Origin of the sequence: Neosynechococcus sphagnicola sy1 (assembly GCF_000775285.1) — a bacterium.
Classification (GTDB): Bacteria; Cyanobacteriota; Cyanobacteriia; order Neosynechococcales; family Neosynechococcaceae; genus Neosynechococcus; species Neosynechococcus sphagnicola.
Window position 1 is genome coordinate 193,860 of sequence record NZ_JJML01000016.1, and the last position, 17,454, is coordinate 211,313.

Here is a 17,454-nt window from a genome sequence, read left to right on the forward strand (position 1 = left end):
CGTCCAATCTCGATTACCTCGTTAGGTGTGCTCTATGCCAATTTACCTCTACTGGGGAGAGGATGAGTTTGCGATCGCCCAGGCAGCGAGCGCCCTGCAAACTCAATATCTTGACCCGCAATGGGCGAGCTTTAACTATGATAAGGTGATCCCCGACCAGGCCGATGGGGTGATTCAAGGATTGAACCTGGCAATGACCCCGGTGTTTGGCGTTGGCTGTCGGCTAGTTTGGTTGGTAGACACTACCCTAACGCAACAATGTTCGGAACCTCTGCTGGCTGAGCTAGAGCGCACCCTGCCTGTCTTACCAGAGACCTCAGTGGTGCTCCTCACCAGTCGCAATAAGCCAGATGGTCGGCTCAAGTCTACGAAACTCCTCCAGAAGTGGGCTAACATTCGGGAGTTTTCTCTGATTCCCCCCTGGAAAACCGATCTCCTGCTCCAGCAAGTCCGGCAGGTTGCCCAAGAAACGGGGGTCAAACTCACCACGGCGGGGGCTGAACTCCTAGCTCAAGCAGTCGGTAACAACACGCGGCAATTATTTTGTGAACTCGAGAAACTCCGTCTCTATAGTGGGGAGCAGCGGGGTCAGACCACTCCGCCCTTGGATGCAGCCGTGATTGCCTCCCTGGTGATCGTGAATACCCAGAGTAGCTTGCAATTAGCAGCTGCTATTCGTCAGCGGCAGACCGCCCAGGCTTTAGAATTAGTCATAGATTTGATCAATCGCAATGAACCTGCCCTCAGAATTGTCGCCACCCTTGTCGGACAGTTTCGCATCTGGTTGTGGGTGAAGCTCATGGTTGAAAGTGGAGTCCGGGATGAGGCTGAGATTGCAAGGGCTGCCGAAGTCAGCAATCCCAAACGCATCTATTTCCTGCAACAGGAGGTGAAGCCGTTGTCGTTGCGACGACTGCGGCGAACGCTAGGTTTGTTGTTAGATCTGGAAACTAGACTCAAGCAGGGGGCTGAGGAGGTTTCGACCCTCCAGACCAAGATCATTGAATTGTGTCAGTGAGCGGCTCCGGCATCCGCATCAGGAGCAGCGATCACCCTAGAAGCGAGATCTGGTGATTCCCTGATCTGGAACTTCTTCCCTCGAAAATAGTTCAGAGTAATTCAGGTCCACCTTGATTCCGGGTTTGTGTTGGGTCAACGAAACAAAACTATGACAAACTCTCTGCACCATGCCTTCAGACGTAACCTGAATCGGGTGCTTGCACGGTCGCTAGTGGTAGGGGCGATCGTCACCGCAGGGATTTTGGGAGGGATCGTACCCAGTTGGACTGGAACGTCCTACAAACTGGCACTGAGTTCTCTGGCCGCTGCTCAGACCTTCAGTGACAGTGAAATTACCAACTATGCCAGAGCCGTGCTGGCGATTGAACCTGTGAGGCAGGCAGCTTTTAATGAAATTAAGCGCACCGTCAGTGCTGGTGACTTATCGTCTGTTGTGTGTAATCGCCAAGCAGGTATTGCCCGATTACCTCGCAGCATTCGTCGGGTTGTGGTTGATTATTGTCGCCAGTCTAAGACCATTGTCGAAAGCTATGGACTGACCCCTTCCCGGTTTAACGAGATTACCCTCAAGATCCGCAACGATCAGGAACTCCAGCAATTGGTGCAGCGAGAATTACTCCGCCTCCAGCGCAATCGCTGAGACGCAATCTAGCCCCCCCTCAACTCAGCCCTCAGCGACGTACTTTACCAGTGAAACCAGCAGCCTTAAATTGTTCTAGCTGTAGTGGCGTCGGTTGACTTTCTGGCACCGAGATTCTTAACTCAAATTCCCCTTCACCCGGAGGTATCGTTTCGATGGCACCTAAGCGAGTGCGGTTCTGCATCACAGGGTTGCCATTGGCATCATAAATCCGCCCAAAGATATCCGCGTTATAAATGACTTTGCCAGAGGGATTCAGGGTTTTGCCCGTGACAATGTAGCAGTGAGCAGCCATCAAGACCCCACCACTGTCAACTGCTCCCTCCCCAACATCAGCTGGGCATTCGTGATAGGAAAGGTTAGACAGCTTGATTTGGGTCAGGGCTAGGGCATCGGGAGGTAACACAGCACTGCACATCCACAGGAGGATGCCGATCAGGAAAATCGTCACGGCTCGCAATCCCATAGATGCCCTCAACGGTAAGTCGATCAAGATGGTGGCTATATCACTAGCCTCAGCTCCACTCTAGCAAACTATCGTGCTGGTCAGGCCAGCTAAGAATACGCAACTGGATGGGGAGCAGTTTAACCAACGGTTTTAAGATGCCGTTCCAGGGCTTGACGCATCACGGCGATGGGCACGGGTTGCCCCAACCAGCTTTCTAAGGCAATGGCTCCCTGCTGGACGAGCATTTCCAGGCCATCGAGGGCGATCGCCCCCCGTTGTTGTGCCAGTTCCAGGAAGCGGGTGGGTCGGGGGGTATAAATTAAGTCGTAGGCGATCGCCCCAGGGCGTAAATCTGCCAATGCTGTCTCGGTAACCGGGGAGGCTTGCACCTGGGGATACATGCCGATGGGTGTGGTATTCACCAGCAGGTTGGCCTGGGGAATTAAGGGGGGGAAATCAGCCCATAGACAGGTTTGTATCGGCGTTGCCAGTGCCGTGTTGTCCCAACTTTGGCGAAGGGCCTCCAGCTTTTGGGGATCTCTGCCGACGACCCAGATGCTCCTACAGCCCAACTGGGCACAGCCTGCGACCACAGCTCGGGCAGCCCCCCCATTACCCAGAATGACGGCAACCCGCTGGCTCCAGTCCCAGGGATAGGCTCGCAGGGGTGCTAAGAATCCGGCCATATCTGTATTGGTTCCCACCCATCCCTGGTCAGTCCATTGCACCATATTCACCGCACCAATGGCACGAGCTGTCTCTGAAACCTCGGTCAATAACGGTACAATCGCCTGTTTATGGGGAATGGTGACGCTGAAACCCTGAACTCCTATCACTGCCAAACCGGCGATCGCCACCCGCAGATCCGCAGCCCGAATCGGGAAGGGTAAATAGGCATAATCTAGGCCCATGGCTGCCAGGGCGGCATTGTGCATCACCGGGGAAAGGGAATGCCCAATGGGATCGCCAATCACCCCTAGTAATTTGGTCTGACCTGTAATCATGGTGCGCTCCTCCGTCTGTGCTTGGGCCTAAGATCTTGCTTTCACGATCTCATAGGAATGGCGAGCGACCAATAGTCTCCCAGGGGCACCCCCCAGAGTTTGGTAAAATCAATCGGAATTTAAGTCGATTGAAACTTTGCTAGCAGCCTTACTTTACGGTTCCGAAGATCTCCGCCTAGAAACCGTCCCCGACCCCACCCCCGCCCCTGGAGAAGTGGTGATTCAGGTCACAACTGCCACCACCTGCGGTACCGATCTCAAGGTGTGGCGTCGCGGCGGCCATGCCAAGATGCTGAAGCCCCCCACCCTGTTTGGCCATGAAGCTGTGGGGCGCATTGTCGCCCTAGGGGCAGGGGTGACGGATTGGCGGGTGGGTGATCGCGTAGTTGCCAATAATTCGGCACCCTGTTTGCGCTGGTTTTTTCTGCCAGCGTCAGGAGTTTTCCCTCTGTACGCACCTATGTTTCAACAATGGCACCTTTGCCGAATACTTGAAAATTCCAGCGGCGATCGTGGCCCAAAATCTGCTGCCCATTCCCCCAGGGTTACCCGATGAACTGGCGGCCATGACCGAACCCCTTGCCTGTGTCTTGCACGGTGTGGCCCGTTCCCAACTGCAACGGGGGCATGAGGGCGAATTGCGGCAACGGGTTGTCGTGATTGGCGATGGGGCTATTGGCTTGATGTTTGTCGCCGCATTGCAAGCCTATCGGGTAGATGTGTTGCTGTGCGGGGGCAATCACCAACGGCTTGCCATTGGTCACCAGTTTGGTGCCACCCAGATCCTGAACCATCATCAGATGACGGATCTGCCAGCGTTTGTCAAAGACTGGGGCGAAGGTTGGGGGGCCGATGTGGTCATTGAAGCCACGGGAGTTCCAGCGGTCTGGGAAGCCGCGATCGCCTGTGCGCGGCCGGGGGCGATCGTCAACCTGTTCGGTGGCTGCCCTCGGGATACGACGATCACTGTGAATACAGAGCAGTTGCACTATGGGGAGTTGACCCTGAAAGGCGTTTTCCATAACACCCCCTTCCATGTGCGATCGGCCTTAGCGTTGCTGGCGAGTCGCCAGATTGCCTTTGAGAACTTGATCAGTGATCACCAACCGCTACAGGCATTAGAGCAAGTATTTCAAGCCATGAAGCAGCGGCGGGCGATCAAGGTTGCCATTCATCCCTGAACCCTCAACGGTTTGGGTTCCCACCATCGATGGGTGAAATCATGCATTCATTTCTGGGGATGGAGCTTGGGTTACTGCAAGCGTTCCCTCAGGTGATCGCCCACTCGTAACGCATTTGCAATCACCGTCAAAGCAGGGCTAACACTGGCATTGGAGGGAAAGAAACTACTATCGACCACGTAAAGATTATCCAGATCATGGGCACGGCAGTTGGGGTCGAGGACGGAAGTGGCCGGATCATCGCCAAAGCGACAGGTGCCACACTGGTTTGCCATCACCTGAATCGGTACCTCCCCCCGAGGATGCATCACTCCCTGCTGAAACCCATCCAGATCCTTTTCAATGGCTTTTAACACATCAGTCCAGCGATAAATTAAGCGATCGTGGGCCTCACTGTTGTTAGGAGTGTAGTCCACAAACAATTTATCCCCTTCAAACCGCACACGGTTATTGGGATCGGGCAAATCCTCGGTCTGTGCCCACCAGCCTATGGATCGGGTTGCTAACTGCTTTAACCCAAAACCGGGCATAAATTTTGCCATGACCGAAAACAGCGGCGGGGCTTCGGCAAAAATCACATCGGCGAGCAGCCCCCCGGAATTGTGAATGTGCCCCATGGGATAAGGAAAATCGGCATCCCCCCAATAGAAATCATTGACACAGACGGTCTTGTGAAAGGCTCCCGAATTGGCTTTGGTACTCAGTTGCACCACCACGGTCATCAAGCTTTTCATCAAATGACGCCCGACCAAATCGGAACTGTTGGCTAAGCCATGGGGGTGGCGATCGCTCACCGAGCGTAACAGCAACGCCGCTGAGTTCACTGCACCACAGGCCAGCACCACAATATCTGCCAGAAACAGGTAGGCTTGTCCACCGATCTCCGCTTCTACCCCTTTCACCACCCGACCCGATGGATTGGTGTGGAGACAAACCACCTTCGCCCCGGTTTTCAGGGTGACATTGGCATGGGTGAGGGCGGGGACAATACCACTGACCTCGGAATCGTTGGTTGGATCGTCCTCCTGGCGGGTAAGACCTAAGGGCAGGGGAGAGGGATGAAGACCTTGCTGGGCGATCGCCCCATAGATTTCGGCAATTTGAGGAACCTGAGCCACGGGTGGAAAAGGATATGCAGCGCTCCGGGGAGGTTCGGTGGGTTCGCAGTTCGCCTGACCGTGAACGTTGTAAAGGACTTCGGCTTCGGTGTAGTAAGGCTCAAAGTCTGAATATTTCAAACACCACTCAGGGGAGATGCCAGCTTGGTGATTGACCGCCTCAAAGTCCCGCTCCCGGAATCTCAGCAAAGCCGCCCCATAGATTTTGGTATTGCCGCCGATCGCATAATTGGTTTGGGGAGAAAACGGCTCTCCAGCACTGTCGTACCACTGCTCCGGCGCATGATAGCGTTCGCGCTTGAATATATCGACGTTACTGCGATTCTGCTCCTCTAGGGGCATAAAATCCCCCCGCTCCAGAATTAAGATCTTTTTCCCCGTGGGAGCCAGTTTAGCGGCGAGGGTACCGCCCCCCGCGCCTGTACCCACAATAATTAGATCGTAGGATTGGTCATCAATAATCATGACGTTCCCTCACTGCCAGACATAGATCAGCACAAACAAGATAATCCAGATCACATCCACAAAGTGCCAGAAGATGGAGGTCGCCGCCACCCCAAATTCGCCCTTGTCGTAGTTTCCAGGAATCAGCGATCGCCCCAACATGATCCCCTGCAACAGCACCCCCGTCAGGACATGCAGACCGTGAAATCCAGTCAGTAAATAAAACGTGCCGCCAAAGAGACCGTCGGTAAAGCCAAAGGGGAGGCTACGCCATTCCACCGCTTGACCATACAGGAAATAACTCCCCATCGCCATGGTCAACAGCCAGAAGGCTCGGAAGCCCCAGAGATTTTTGGCATGGAGAAAGCGTTCAGCAATGTAGATCACAAAACTACTGGAAACCAGCACCACCGTGTTGATGGCAGGGTCGTGAATTTCCAAGCCAGTGACATCGGGGGGGAGCCAGTCTAGGGCTGTGGTTTTGTAGACAATATATCCGGTAAAAAAGCTGAGGAAAATCACACTTTCGGACAACAGGAAGACAATGAAGCCAAACATGCTGTTGCCCGCTTCATCGTGGTTGTGTTCCGGCGACCCATGGCTCTCTACAGGATGACTAGAGATCCCCGAAATATCAAGAATGGGATCGATTTCAGTGGGATTCATGGGCGACCTCCAAGGCATCTGGGTTGGCGACGAGGGCTTCTGATTTACCGTAGCCGTAGGGTTCAGCAATCACGATCGGCAGTGCTTCAAAGTTTTCCACCGTTCGGGGGGGAGGAAAGCAACCATTCCAGCCCGATCGCCCGCCAGGGATTGTTAGGGGCTTTTTCGCCCTGTATCCAAGAACCAATCATATTCAGCAGGAAGGGTAGGGTAGATATCCCTAAGAGAAACGCCCCCAGACTGGCAATCACATTCCAAAAAGCAAATTCAGGATCGTAGGAGGCAACGCGCCGGGGCATTCCCTGCAATCCCAGGGGATGCATGGGGAAAAAGTTGAGGTTGGTGCCTAGGAAGGTCAGGGCAAAGTGCAGCTTGCCCAATCCTTCGGAATACATGCGTCCCGTCATTTTAGGGAACCAGTGGTACAGCGCTGCATACATGCCCATGACCACAGCACCGTAGATCACGTAGTGAAAGTGCCCAACGACAAAGTAGGTATTATTGACATGAATGTCAATCGGCACAGCTGCCAGCATAATCCCAGTGATGCCTGCAAACACAAACATCGTCAAGCCACCCAGGGCAAACAGCATCGGCGTATTCAGACGCAATTTGCCGCCCCACACCGTTGCTACCCAGGCAAAAACCTTAATCCCCGTGGGCACGGAAATCAACATTGTGGTGGCCATAAACACCATCCGCATCCAACCGGGGGTGCCGCTAGCAAACATGTGATGAACCCAGACTATCCCGCTTAATCCTGTAATCACCAGCGAAGAGATGGCTACAACCTTGTAGCCAAACAGGGGCTTACGGGCATAGACCGGTAGCACTTCCGAGAACACCCCAAAGATGGGCAGGATGATCACGTACACGGCTGGGTGGGAGTAGAACCAGAAGAAATGCTGAAATAGCACCGGATCACCCCCCTTCGCCGGATCAAAAAAAACTCGTGCCGACGGTGAGATCGAGCAGCAACATCACAGCTCCTGCCGTCAGGGCAGGTAAGCCAAATAATTGAATAATTTGCGCCGCCAACACCGTCCAGACAAACACAGGCATGCGAAACCAGGTCATCCCCGGTGCCCGCATCTTCACAATCGTGGTGACAAAGTTAACGGCTCCCATAATCGAGGAGACGCCGGAGATGGCGACCGCCAATATCCACAACACTTGCCCGTTGATCAGATTACCGGTGGGATTTTGGAGGCTCACCGGAGGGTATGCCCACCAACCCGATTGGGAAGGGCCGCCGGGAACCCAGAAGCTGGCCATCAGGATTACCCCAAACACCGGTACCATCCAAAACGCGGCTGCATTCAAGCGGGGAAAAGCCATATCCTTAGCGCCAATCATCAAGGGCACCAGATAGTTAGAGAGTCCCACCAGGGACGGGAAGGTCCAGAGGAACAACATAACAGTGCCATGCATGGTGAACATGGCATTGTAAATGGCGCGATCGAGGAGATCGGCTTCGGGGGTGATCAGCTCACCGCGAATGATCATGGCGAAAATGCCGCCAATCAAAAAGAAAACGAAGGAGGTGACCAAATACTGAATGCCGATCACCTTATGATCAGTGCTGAAACTAAAGAATCGCTTCCAGTTAGGGGGTGCACCAGGGAGGGGTGGGTCGATCGGGGGCATCGCTTCCACAGAAAGATTTGTCATAGCTGCCTCCTTTGACCGCTAGGGAGATTTGCCGAAATATGGCTGGGGGCATTGACCAAGGGAGGAGGAGCTGGTTCAACCGTTTTCCAGCCAGCACTGAGATTTTTTTTGGCCCGATGGAATTCATCAAACGCCCGGTTATAGGCCAGGACGGGAGGATGGGCAGCGGCATCCGCTAGCCATTGCTGATACGCCTCGGAGGACTCCACCACCACATCTGTTTGCATGGCGGCGAAATAGGTGCCGCTGTACTGGGAATCCCGCAATCGATACCGTCCTTCCCGAATTGGGGTAAATTCAAAATCAATCACCCGACCGGGGATGATGTCTTGCTTGATCCGAAAAGCGGGGACAAAGAAGCCATGGAGTACATCCTCCGATTGCAATACCAGTTTTACCCGCTGGTTATTGGGTAGATGTAGTTCTGTACTGGTGACGTTTTGATCGGGATATCGAAATTCCCACACCCACTGGCGAGCATGAACTTCGATGGGATGCATCGGTGCGATCGCTGCCCCCGCCGCATCCTCTAAGGGAGCCGCGACGGCTGTTGCCATCCCCCTGCTCTGGGTCTGGAGATGGACATGCTCCATCGGCCCTAAGATCGACATTTGGTCATAAATCTGATAGCTATAGCCCGCAATCCAGATCACCAGCACCAAGGGAATTGCCGTCCACACGACTTCCAGGGTGACATTGCCTTCCATCGGGGGACCATCGCTGGTGTCGTACTTGCCCGCCTGCTGAAATAGCATCGAGTAGGTCAGGGTTCCCACAACCCCGAGAAATATAAAGGTTCCCAGGGTTACCAGAACGCTAAATAACCGATCAATCAACAGGGCTTCCAGAGAGGCTTGGGGCGGGAACCAGCCATAGGCTTGCTGTCCCATCCACAGGCTGATCAGTGCAAGGGCGATCGCGATTCCCCCCAAAATCAAGATGATGCGAATCTTCAAGGGATACCTCACTTCAACAGCAAATTCGGATTCTCTCCCAGGCGCAACAGGCGATCGGCAGTGATATGCACCCCAAATTCCGCTGCTAGTTGCGCCCCCAGCGTCCCGTGAATGAACATCAGGGCAAAAATCCCCAGTCCTGCCAGGAGGTAGAGCCATTGTACCTGCTGCGCCATATCTTTACGCCAGAGAAACCGTTGGAACCCTCGCCATACAGCCATCGCAACGATCAACAACAACAACACTACCCCTCCGACTCCGTGCCAAAGCATGGTTTCCATTGCCTGCAATCCCCAGGCGCTTTTGACATCGGCGGGGGGGTCTGCCAGCATTACTTCGTAGAAGCCCGCCCCTACGGTGAAGAAGGTAATGACAGCAGCGGCAAGCATGTTGTACCAGCCCACATCGAAGAAGTTCGATCGGGTCGCAGGGATTGCCAGAAATTTGAAGATCGGTTTTTGCAGAGGGAATAGGACTCCGACAATATCAAAGCCGATCGCCACAATGAATAAACCCAGTGTCAAATGCACCAAATTGGGATGAATCGGCAGGGCATAGGGTAAACCATTAGCACCTAATTGTCCTCTCAGTTGATCGATTAAATCAGAACTCATTGCAACAACCCTTTCCTCACCGCTTCAACGACTGGAACCGTATGGAGCCCATAGACCCAGACCAAGACGTCCCCTAGATATACCTGAAAAAATACCAGTCCGGTTAGCAGTATACCGACGACCAAAAACGGTAGGGGCAATGTTTTTGGATCACGGGAACGTAACACATAGCGCCATGCCGTGACGGCTGTAATAATGCCGGACAATGACCATCCTAGGAGGGTATGCAGATTCAATGTTGAAGCTGACGCTGAGTAAGGCTCTGCTAATCCTGCTTCAATCTGCCCAAAAATAATAGCAATGAAGATGGAAATCGTCGCAAAAAACAAATTCCACCAACTGACTTCATACAAGCGAGTATTGCGTGTGAAATAACCAATTCCATCGGATAGTACTGCAAACAACACCATTGCAATTACAAAATGTACCACAATGGGATGAATGGTATCGGGATAGGGTAAATTGTGATCGTTGAGGGGGGGGAGATATTCCAGCATGATATTTCCACTAAGGAACCAAATCTCAATACAAATCCAAAATAAAATTCACTAAAGCAAACAATAAATCATCAACCTCTAGGTTGGAGAGCAATTATACAAAATTTAGGATGATGGGCAGAAGTATTAACATCACAAGGACTGCCCTAGGTCTATAATCTAACCAAAAATTTTCTTACCTCACTGGAGATTAAGGCAAACCCCTCAAAGAAGTGTTCTCGAAAACAAGCAATCGCAGCACACTAGCGAGAAAACTGGGTTGGGTTATATCACCTTGCTTGTAGATTATGCAATAAATGTTCTTTGTGGCTGAGTTTGTTAGAAAATTTTAAGGTTTATATCCAGTTTCAGCAGTCTGACAGGTTGTCTTTTGCCAAACACATGAATCTTCAGCGTCGTTCGAGTCAGATTCATTCATGAAAGATATGAAGGTTAAAGTCTTAGCTATTCACCTAAAAGTGTTGAAAGATATCTAAGCACATAAAAAAAGGAGACAAAAAAGAGTATTCTATCTACAAAATATAAAATTACAAGATCGGTGTTATTCTCAAATCTCTTCTGAAGAAACTTTTTCTGTGTGATTACCCTGTCCTGAACTCACAGCTATTTTTCGAAATCTGGCTTGTTTTTGTCTTTCGGAAGCAGGTAGTTCTCATTTTTGATCACTTGGCTCACCGTTTCGTGTGGCACGGGATCTGCCCTGCGGTCTAGGTGGCGAGCCATGGAAATCAAACCGGGGAGACAGAGGTTAATCGCCAGTAAGCGCACCACATGCCCCGTTGAAACAATCTCAACCTGGTGATTGAGGGCCAGTGAGATCCAGATCATTTCCGGCGAACCACCGGGGGCCGTGACCAACAGACAGGTGATCCAGTCCCAGGGGGTGAGTAATTTGGCAATTCCGGCGCAGAGAAATCCGGTGAGAAAGGTCAGCGCCACTGGAATCGAGGCAAAGGCGATGGTTTTCCCCTTTAATCTGGGGTTCAGCCCCCAGTACTCACCGATAGTAATTCCCAGCAACAGTTGACCCAAGATGGTGAGGGCTGGGGGTAAGCTGAAATGGCTCTGGGGGAGAAAGGGCAATCCATTGAACAGCTGTTCTAACCCAAACCCAACGGCGATCGCACACAGGAGGGTTGCAACTGGAATTTTAAGTCGTTGACCCCAGTAAACTGCAAGGGCTGTGGTTCCTAGCAAAAACCATAGGGAGAGCAGCTGCGTCCCATTAATGGGGAATAAATTTTCGGTCAGCCCCTTGAGGATGGCATTCCAGGGGTCAACGCTGACGGTTGGGGTCTGGAAATCAATCTGGAGGGGAATTATCAGGGTGACAGCGGTGAACCGCATCAACTGCACTAAAGACACCAGGGGAATAGTTTTTGCCATAGTCAGCGGCAATGCTAGCCATGACCCCAATATTCCCTGGCACAGTTGCGAGTAGCCCAGTCAGGACATCCGTTGCTGCTAAACGGGAGTAAACCGACCCGATCATCACCCCACTCACCAGTAAAAAGCAGGCTAAACCGATAAAGATCGGAAACTGAGCCGATAGGGATGTGAGGTCACTGTGCTGGAGAGAGCAGCCAACGGTCAACCCGACGAGCATTTGCCCAATCTTGCGCGCATTGGGATGGGGTTTAGCCTGGGGGTTGAACCAGCCACGGTAAAGATAGAACACGATCGCCCCGGCCGCAATGCCACCCAGAATCCAGGCCCCACTGCCAATCTGGAGGGTAACCAATCCTCCACCGATCACCGCTGACAGGATCAGTTCCAGGGATACCACTAACCAAGGGGGAACCCATGGGTCTCCAGGTTGGGCTGGCAGGAAAATGGGTTCCGTCAATACCAAGGGCTCCTGACTGTGCTTCATTGACTCCATTATGGGCAGGATTAAAATCCCAAATCAGCCTTGGCAGCTTCAGCTGCTTTGCAAACAACAGAGGTGGGCAGTTCGTCCCAAGGAACATCCCCAATTTCGGCGTAGAAGGTCTCGTCGTAGGGACGGGTGCGGACGACAACGGGCATGGGTACGGCATGACCCAGGATCAACGCCTGTTGTTTGGAATCCAGTTTCGCCAGCACGGCTCGTAAGCTCTGGGCTCCCGCAACCCCGGTAAAAATCGCTTCAATATCTTTTTCGTCGTTGAGGAGGGCGGTAATCCGGGTGCCAATCTGGGACATTACTTCCGGGTCAATCCCCGAGGGACGCTGATCTACCACCAACAGGGTAACAAAATACTTGCGCATCTCCCGGGCAATGGTACCGAAGATGGTTTGCCTGACGGTACTGGGATCGAGAAAGCGGTGGGCTTCTTCAATGGTGATCACTAACTGTTGGGGGCGATCGCTGACATTTTTGGATTGTAGGAACTGCTCTGCTTTGCGGACATAACTGGCATGAATGCGGCGGGCGATCACATTGGTTGCCAGCATATAAGACAACATATTGGACTGGGAACCAAACTCAACGACCACATGCTTCCCTGCTTCCAGGGATTCCAGAATTTGACCGACATAGTTCAGGGGGCAAGTATTGCGGATATATTTCAACTCGTCTAGGCGGTTGAGCTTCCGCTGCAAGGCCATGATCGAGGATTTACTCCCCATTTTGGTCTCGCAAAATTCCTGAATTTCGCCATTGCTCATCGCCAACAGGCGGGAAATCCAAGATTTTCCAAACTCATTCCGGAGAATAATGGCATTTTCCAGACTGGCTTCGGAGAGATTTAATTCTTGCCGCACCAGCATCAGATCTTCCACATCAATCTGGTCATAACTGATGTAAAGCTCTTGGGCATCTCGCACCCCGCGTCGCTTGGTCGATTCGGGATCCAGAGTGTAGATCTGTACCTGTCCTGGAAACAGTTGTCGTAAGCCTTTGACCGTGCTGAAATGCTTCCCTTCTCGGGCTGCTTCCCAGCCATACTCCGAGTGCATATCAAAGATTAAGTTCACCGCTGCTTGCTTGCGGATAATCCCCGACAGTAATAACCGGGTGAGAAAAGATTTACCCGTTCCTGACTTCCCAAAGACCCCATTGCTGCGCTCCACAAACCGATCCAGATCCAGACAGATCGGTACCTCCATATCAATGGGTTGACCAATGGCAAAGTTACGGCGATGGGGATCATCTTCCCAGCCAAACACTGCCCGAAAGTCCCGTTCACTGGCATCAAATACCTGGCTGAAATGACTGGGGATGGTTTTGACAGGGAGGAGTTCAATGGCGCTACTGGTTTGTGCTTGAAAGGAGCCAGCAGCAGTCAGTTGAGATGTCCGTTTTTTCTGAGCTTTGACCGGATGGCTGGGTTCTTGAAACTTTAATTCAGGTTGGGGGGTAAACATCAACATCGGGGTGAGATTGATCGTCCCATAGGTGCCGGTACCCGCAATCACCTCTTGTAAAAATGTATTCGTCGGATCGGGTGGATTGGCCAGAATTCTGGCACTGGCAGTTCCTAAGGCCACATCGGTGAGCATACAAAAAAACCGCGATCGTACCCCCTGTACCACCAGAAACTTGCCCACCCGCATTTCTTCCACACAAATATCTGGGTGGAGTCGTACTTCTAATCCCTGGCTGAGGGAGCCTTGAATCACCGATCCTAAAGGCTGCTCTGCATTCATAGTGCTGATTGCCCGATGCTTTTGGCTGATCTTAGATCGTTTTGCCATTAACCTATCATTTCCAGACCTAAATCTGTCGACAGATCCACAATCAAACCCATACAGCCTGAGCATCCGATGCCATCAGAAAAGTGGTTATAGGATCAATCGAGCCTGCTGCAAAAAAGCAGGGGCGATCTCAGGGGTATCTCCTGTTTCTGTATTTTGAAAAAGGGCGGTAAAAGCCCCCGCACCCAGCCCCTCCTGGGGCCACATCCGATAACAGGGAATCGTGGTTAAATGAGACTGATAGGGCATTAAATGGGGAATAACCATGGGTCGAAACTGGGGAAATTGTTCCAGAAACCAGTTGATTATCCGCTCATTTTCTTCCGGAGAATAGGTACAGGTCATATAGGCTAAGTAGCCCTGAGGGGCAACTAAATAGGAAGCATTCGCCAGGATTCGTTTTTGGCGATTGGCATTCTTATTTATACTCACGGGATGGAAACAACCAGGGGCGCGATCTCCCTTGGCTAAGAGAGATTGACCCGAACAGGGAGCATCGACTAGTACTACTTGAGCCGTATGGGGAATGGTAGCAGCCAAAACTTGGGAGTCCAGACTGGTAATCACTGCTGTTTGAATTTGACACCGCCTTAAGTTGGCAATCAACATTCCCAGTCGCTTCCTGATTACTTCGTTGCTGACTAGAACTGCTGGCTGCAAGGCCACCCAAGCAAAGATACTTTTGCCTCCCGGTGCAGCACAAACATCAATCAGGCATGCGATCGGGGAGGGAATGGCACATAAAACTGAGGCGGCAAACACGGAAGAAAAGTCCAGACAGTAAAAGTAGCCCTGCTCGTGTAAAGCGGTTTGTCCCGGCTTTGAGCCTAGGGCTAAGCGATCCACAAAAGGGGGTTGCCAAGATGTCGCAGGCTCGAGGGTGAAGGGTAAATCTGGTGGGTGGGGTTGACACCAGAGCACACAGGGCAAATAGGGGCGAGGATGCAGAATCCGATCCAAAAACTGCCCCTGTTGGGCAGATTCAGAGAATAACTGTCGGCTCAGTTTCAACAACAATTTGGATGGTTGATCCATGCTAACAGTTTACTTTAGGAAGTTTTTGTAATCTCAAAAGCAAGGATCTTGAGCGTAGTCGGCGATGAGCCCCCTCTACCGATAAGTAGGCATGGTGAATTAAGTATAGGAAATATCCTTACGTTCACAAAGATGCCAGCCCCCTATGAGTAACATTGAGCGAAGCAGAAGACGAAATGTTGAAGGAACTGCGAGTCGCAATAACTGTACCGCAACGGACGCGAGATCGTGCTTATATGCTGCGCTTAAACGCTCAAGGCAGAACGTTCCAATGATAGCCAAGCTGTTTGAGTGCCATGAACATACCGTGAGACCGACGATTAAGCGATGGCAGGCAGGGGGATTCTCGGGACTGTGGGAGGCAACGGGACGGGGGCACTGTGCTGTTAAGGAGTGAAGCCCTCAAATCCTCTGGATAATAGTATTTCGGAGATCTTCAAGGGCCGCTCAATCAATCCCATCGCCAATAGCCCTCCGGAAAACCTTAGATGTACTGGAAGTACCCAGCAGAAAGGTTCAGCCCAGTTACATCTTTGACAATTCCCACCAACTCATCCACCGTGTCATCCCGATAGATCGCTGTGCCAGAGATGCCACCAATGGGGGACGCTGCTAAGACATAATTACTGGCAGCACCTGTCAGTTGAATTACATCCACTGCTGTGCTGAAATCAGTAATCAATGCATAATCAGAGATCCCAGAGGTGGAACTATTGCCATCGTTGTAGAACCCAGCTAAGGCAAATAGATCATTCCCTGCTCCCCCCGTGAGGGTGTCAATGGCACCCACCCCTAAATCTCCACTCCCAGCCCCCGTCAGGGTATCAGCACCATCACCTCCACTGAGATTATCTCTGCCTGCACCCCCCATTAGACTATCTGCTCCCGCTCCCCCACTGAGACTGTTATTAACCGTGCTGCCAATCAGGGTGTCATTGAAGGCAGAACCGCCGAGGTTCTCAATACTAATGAGCACATCCCCAACTGCATCGCCCCCACTCCCGGTGCCCGTGCTCAAGTTGACGGATACAGCTACACTCGATGCACTGTAATTTGCACTGTCAGTGCCAGTTCCACCGTCGAGACTATCGGCTCCAACTCCTCCGGTAAGATTATCATTGCCTAAGTCGCCAACCAGACTATCATTCCCTGCACCTCCTGTCAGACTGTTGTTGAGGCTATTGCCAATCAGGGTGTCATTGAAGGCTGAGCCGCTTAAATTCTCAATATTGCTCAGCACATCCCCAGCGGCATCACCCCCGACTCCCGGTGCCTGTGCCCAAGTTGACGGATACAGCTACACTCGATGCACTGTAATTTGCACTGTCAGTGCCAGTTCCACCGTCGAGACTATCGGCTCCAACTCCTCCGGTAAGATTATCATTGCCAGAGCTACCTTCAAGGGTATCCGTCCCGGCTCCTCCATTGAAAGAGTTATTAGCACTGTTACCAATGATCCGATTGTTAAGGGAGTTACCGGTGCCATTTATGGTGGAACTCCCTGTTAGAGTCAGGTTTTCAACATTGGTTGTTAGGGTGTAAGTAATGCTCGACTGAACAGAATCTGTGCCTTCACCAGTGTTCTCAACCACTAGATCGCCAGCACTCTCTACGACATAGGTGTCGTTATCCAAACCACCCACAAGAGAATCTGCTTCACTGCCACCATCTAAGGTATCGTTGCCACTGCTGCCGACTAAGGAATCGTTGCCAGCAGCACCCACCAGGGAATCGTGACCACCTAAGCCGAGTAGGGTATCATTCCCTGCCAGACCTTCAATGGTGTCATTGCCATTGGTGCCAGTGACTAAATCAGAGTTTCCCGTGCCACGAGGGGCGCCAAATACCACATAGCTCTGTCCTGCACTGTTCATGCCATTGGGATCGGCAGCATAAGCACCAATAATTAGGTCATCAATGCCGTCGCCATTTACATCCCCGGCACTGCTGACCGAACGACCTGAGAAGTCAAGCGCGCTAATGCCGTTGATAACGATACCGCTAGGGCCATTGCTGAGGAAAAGGTTAGAGAGGTCGAAACTGCTGCTAAAACCGCTACTAGAGCCAAACACAACATAGCTCTGACCTGAACCTGAACCATTTTGATCCTGACCCCAAGCACCAATGATCAGATCATCAATGCCATCACTATTGACATCCCCGGCACTACTAACTGAAAAGCCTGAGTAGTCAAGCGCGCTCATGCCATTGATGGCGAAACCATTGCTGCCATTGAGATTGGAGAGATTTAAACTGCTGCTAAAGCCACCGCTAGAGCCAAAGACCACATAGCTTTGCCCCGAATTGCTGCCCTTGGGGTCGGCACCCCGAGCGCCAATAATCAGGTCATCAATGCCGTCGCCATTTACATCCCCGGCACTGCTGACTGAAAAGCCTGAGTAGTCTTGAACATTCCTGCCGTTGATGGCAAAACCATTAGAACCATTGAGGCTGGAGAGGTTCAAACTGCTGTTGAAGCCAT

The 17,454-nt window shown here is 52.0% G+C and carries 15 protein-coding genes and 3 pseudogenes; 4 read left to right on the forward strand and 14 right to left on the reverse strand.

All coding sequences use genetic code 11. The features are described 5' to 3' along the window. Positions 1 to 34 precede the first annotated feature (34 nt). Positions 35 to 1,018: a DNA polymerase III subunit delta gene (gene holA, locus DO97_RS08175; protein WP_036532325.1), complete on the forward strand. Its 984-nt coding sequence runs from the start codon at positions 35 to 37 to the stop codon at positions 1,016 to 1,018. Between the two features lie 150 nt (positions 1,019 to 1,168). Then, entirely contained in the window at positions 1,169 to 1,660 is a 492-nt protein-coding gene (locus DO97_RS08180) for a DUF4168 domain-containing protein (RefSeq protein ID WP_036532326.1), read from the forward strand. A 31-nt stretch (positions 1,661 to 1,691) separates the two neighbouring features. Here the strand turns inward: DO97_RS08180 and DO97_RS08185 are convergent, their stop codons facing one another. Next, positions 1,692 to 2,126 (reverse strand): hypothetical protein, encoded by a 435-nt coding sequence (locus DO97_RS08185; protein ID WP_036532328.1) that lies wholly within the window; start codon positions 2,124 to 2,126, stop codon positions 1,692 to 1,694. Positions 2,127 to 2,245: 119 nt separating this feature from the next. Then, positions 2,246 to 3,112: a shikimate dehydrogenase gene (locus tag DO97_RS08190; protein ID WP_036532329.1), complete on the reverse strand. Its 867-nt coding sequence runs from the start codon at positions 3,110 to 3,112 to the stop codon at positions 2,246 to 2,248. 136 nt (positions 3,113 to 3,248) lie between these two features. Between DO97_RS08190 and DO97_RS08195 the strand changes: the two are divergent. Continuing rightward, positions 3,249 to 4,293: pseudogene (locus DO97_RS08195) on the forward strand (zinc-dependent alcohol dehydrogenase). Between the two features lie 71 nt (positions 4,294 to 4,364). On the opposite strand, the gene DO97_RS08200 reads toward DO97_RS08195, so the two are convergent. From DO97_RS08200 to DO97_RS08240, 10 genes and pseudogenes are all read right to left on the reverse strand, one after another. Beyond that, entirely contained in the window at positions 4,365 to 5,876 is a 1,512-nt protein-coding gene (locus tag DO97_RS08200; RefSeq protein ID WP_036532331.1) for a GMC oxidoreductase, read from the reverse strand. A 9-nt stretch (positions 5,877 to 5,885) separates the two neighbouring features. Continuing rightward, positions 5,886 to 6,521: a cytochrome c oxidase subunit 3 gene (locus tag DO97_RS08205; protein WP_036532332.1), complete on the reverse strand. Its 636-nt coding sequence runs from the start codon at positions 6,519 to 6,521 to the stop codon at positions 5,886 to 5,888. Continuing rightward, positions 6,508 to 8,192 (reverse strand): annotated as a pseudogene (ctaD, locus tag DO97_RS30955) (cytochrome c oxidase subunit I). Before ctaD ends, DO97_RS08205 begins: the two are co-directional and overlap by 14 nt. Continuing rightward, positions 8,189 to 9,148, reverse strand: a complete 960-nt coding sequence (locus DO97_RS08215) for a cytochrome c oxidase subunit II (RefSeq protein ID WP_036532408.1) — start codon at positions 9,146 to 9,148, stop codon at positions 8,189 to 8,191. Before DO97_RS08215 ends, ctaD begins: the two are co-directional and overlap by 4 nt. Positions 9,149 to 9,156: 8 nt before the next feature. Next, complete coding sequence (locus DO97_RS08220; RefSeq protein ID WP_036532333.1) at positions 9,157 to 9,762, reverse strand: DUF2231 domain-containing protein; 606 nt, start codon at positions 9,760 to 9,762, stop codon at positions 9,157 to 9,159. Beyond that, the gene (locus tag DO97_RS08225; protein WP_036532334.1) at positions 9,759 to 10,259 is read right to left on the reverse strand and encodes a DUF2231 domain-containing protein; all 501 of its coding nucleotides are present in this window, start codon (positions 10,257 to 10,259) and stop codon (positions 9,759 to 9,761) included. The genes DO97_RS08220 and DO97_RS08225 overlap by 4 nt, the downstream gene beginning before the upstream one ends. A 603-nt stretch (positions 10,260 to 10,862) precedes the next feature. Continuing rightward, positions 10,863 to 11,645, reverse strand: coding sequence for an AbrB family transcriptional regulator (locus DO97_RS20845; RefSeq protein WP_072016403.1), 783 nt, complete (start codon positions 11,643 to 11,645; stop codon positions 10,863 to 10,865). Continuing rightward, positions 11,563 to 12,132, reverse strand: a complete 570-nt coding sequence (locus DO97_RS20850) for an AbrB family transcriptional regulator (RefSeq protein ID WP_052128516.1) — start codon at positions 12,130 to 12,132, stop codon at positions 11,563 to 11,565. The genes DO97_RS20845 and DO97_RS20850 overlap by 83 nt, the downstream gene beginning before the upstream one ends. Before the next feature lie 20 nt (positions 12,133 to 12,152). Continuing rightward, positions 12,153 to 13,889: a helicase HerA domain-containing protein gene (locus DO97_RS08235; protein ID WP_036532410.1), complete on the reverse strand. Its 1,737-nt coding sequence runs from the start codon at positions 13,887 to 13,889 to the stop codon at positions 12,153 to 12,155. A gap of 135 nt (positions 13,890 to 14,024) precedes the next feature. Continuing rightward, a complete protein-coding gene (locus DO97_RS08240; RefSeq protein WP_036532337.1) occupies positions 14,025 to 14,972 on the reverse strand; it encodes an RsmB/NOP family class I SAM-dependent RNA methyltransferase in 948 nt (315 codons plus the stop codon). A gap of 145 nt (positions 14,973 to 15,117) precedes the next feature. On the opposite strand from DO97_RS08240, the gene DO97_RS30185 reads away from it, so the two are divergent. After that, entirely contained in the window at positions 15,118 to 15,369 is a 252-nt protein-coding gene (locus DO97_RS30185) for a helix-turn-helix domain-containing protein (RefSeq protein WP_156120492.1), read from the forward strand. 87 nt (positions 15,370 to 15,456) lie between these two features. Here DO97_RS30185 and DO97_RS23815 read toward each other — a convergent pair whose 3' ends face one another. Both DO97_RS23815 and DO97_RS08250 read right to left on the reverse strand, forming a co-directional pair. Further along, positions 15,457 to 16,212, reverse strand: a complete 756-nt coding sequence (locus DO97_RS23815) for a calcium-binding protein (protein WP_036532339.1) — start codon at positions 16,210 to 16,212, stop codon at positions 15,457 to 15,459. Positions 16,213 to 16,225: 13 nt separating this feature from the next. Continuing rightward, a pseudogene (locus DO97_RS08250) lies at positions 16,226 to 17,454 on the reverse strand (calcium-binding protein); the annotation flags it as partial.

Bases quoted from the DNA above. Each gene is read 5' to 3' on its own strand.
- DO97_RS08235 (WP_036532410.1), bottom strand. From the start codon at position 13,889: ATGAATGCAGAGCAGCCTTTAGGATCGGTGATTCAAGGCTCCCTCAGC.
- DO97_RS20850 (WP_052128516.1), bottom strand. From the start codon at position 12,132: ATGAAGCACAGTCAGGAGCCCTTGGTATTGACGGAACCCATTTTCCTG.
- DO97_RS08205 (WP_036532332.1), bottom strand. From the start codon at position 6,521: ATGAATCCCACTGAAATCGATCCCATTCTTGATATTTCGGGGATCTCT.
- DO97_RS08180 (WP_036532326.1), top strand. From the start codon at position 1,169: ATGACAAACTCTCTGCACCATGCCTTCAGACGTAACCTGAATCGGGTG.
- DO97_RS08185 (WP_036532328.1), bottom strand. From the start codon at position 2,126: ATGGGATTGCGAGCCGTGACGATTTTCCTGATCGGCATCCTCCTGTGG.
- holA (WP_036532325.1), top strand. From the start codon at position 35: ATGCCAATTTACCTCTACTGGGGAGAGGATGAGTTTGCGATCGCCCAG.
- DO97_RS08240 (WP_036532337.1), bottom strand. From the start codon at position 14,972: ATGGATCAACCATCCAAATTGTTGTTGAAACTGAGCCGACAGTTATTC.
- DO97_RS08200 (WP_036532331.1), bottom strand. From the start codon at position 5,876: ATGATTATTGATGACCAATCCTACGATCTAATTATTGTGGGTACAGGC.
- DO97_RS08220 (WP_036532333.1), bottom strand. From the start codon at position 9,762: ATGAGTTCTGATTTAATCGATCAACTGAGAGGACAATTAGGTGCTAAT.
- DO97_RS08190 (WP_036532329.1), bottom strand. From the start codon at position 3,112: ATGATTACAGGTCAGACCAAATTACTAGGGGTGATTGGCGATCCCATT.
- DO97_RS08225 (WP_036532334.1), bottom strand. From the start codon at position 10,259: ATGCTGGAATATCTCCCCCCCCTCAACGATCACAATTTACCCTATCCC.
- DO97_RS20845 (WP_072016403.1), bottom strand. From the start codon at position 11,645: ATGGCAAAAACTATTCCCCTGGTGTCTTTAGTGCAGTTGATGCGGTTC.
- DO97_RS30185 (WP_156120492.1), top strand. From the start codon at position 15,118: ATGAGTAACATTGAGCGAAGCAGAAGACGAAATGTTGAAGGAACTGCG.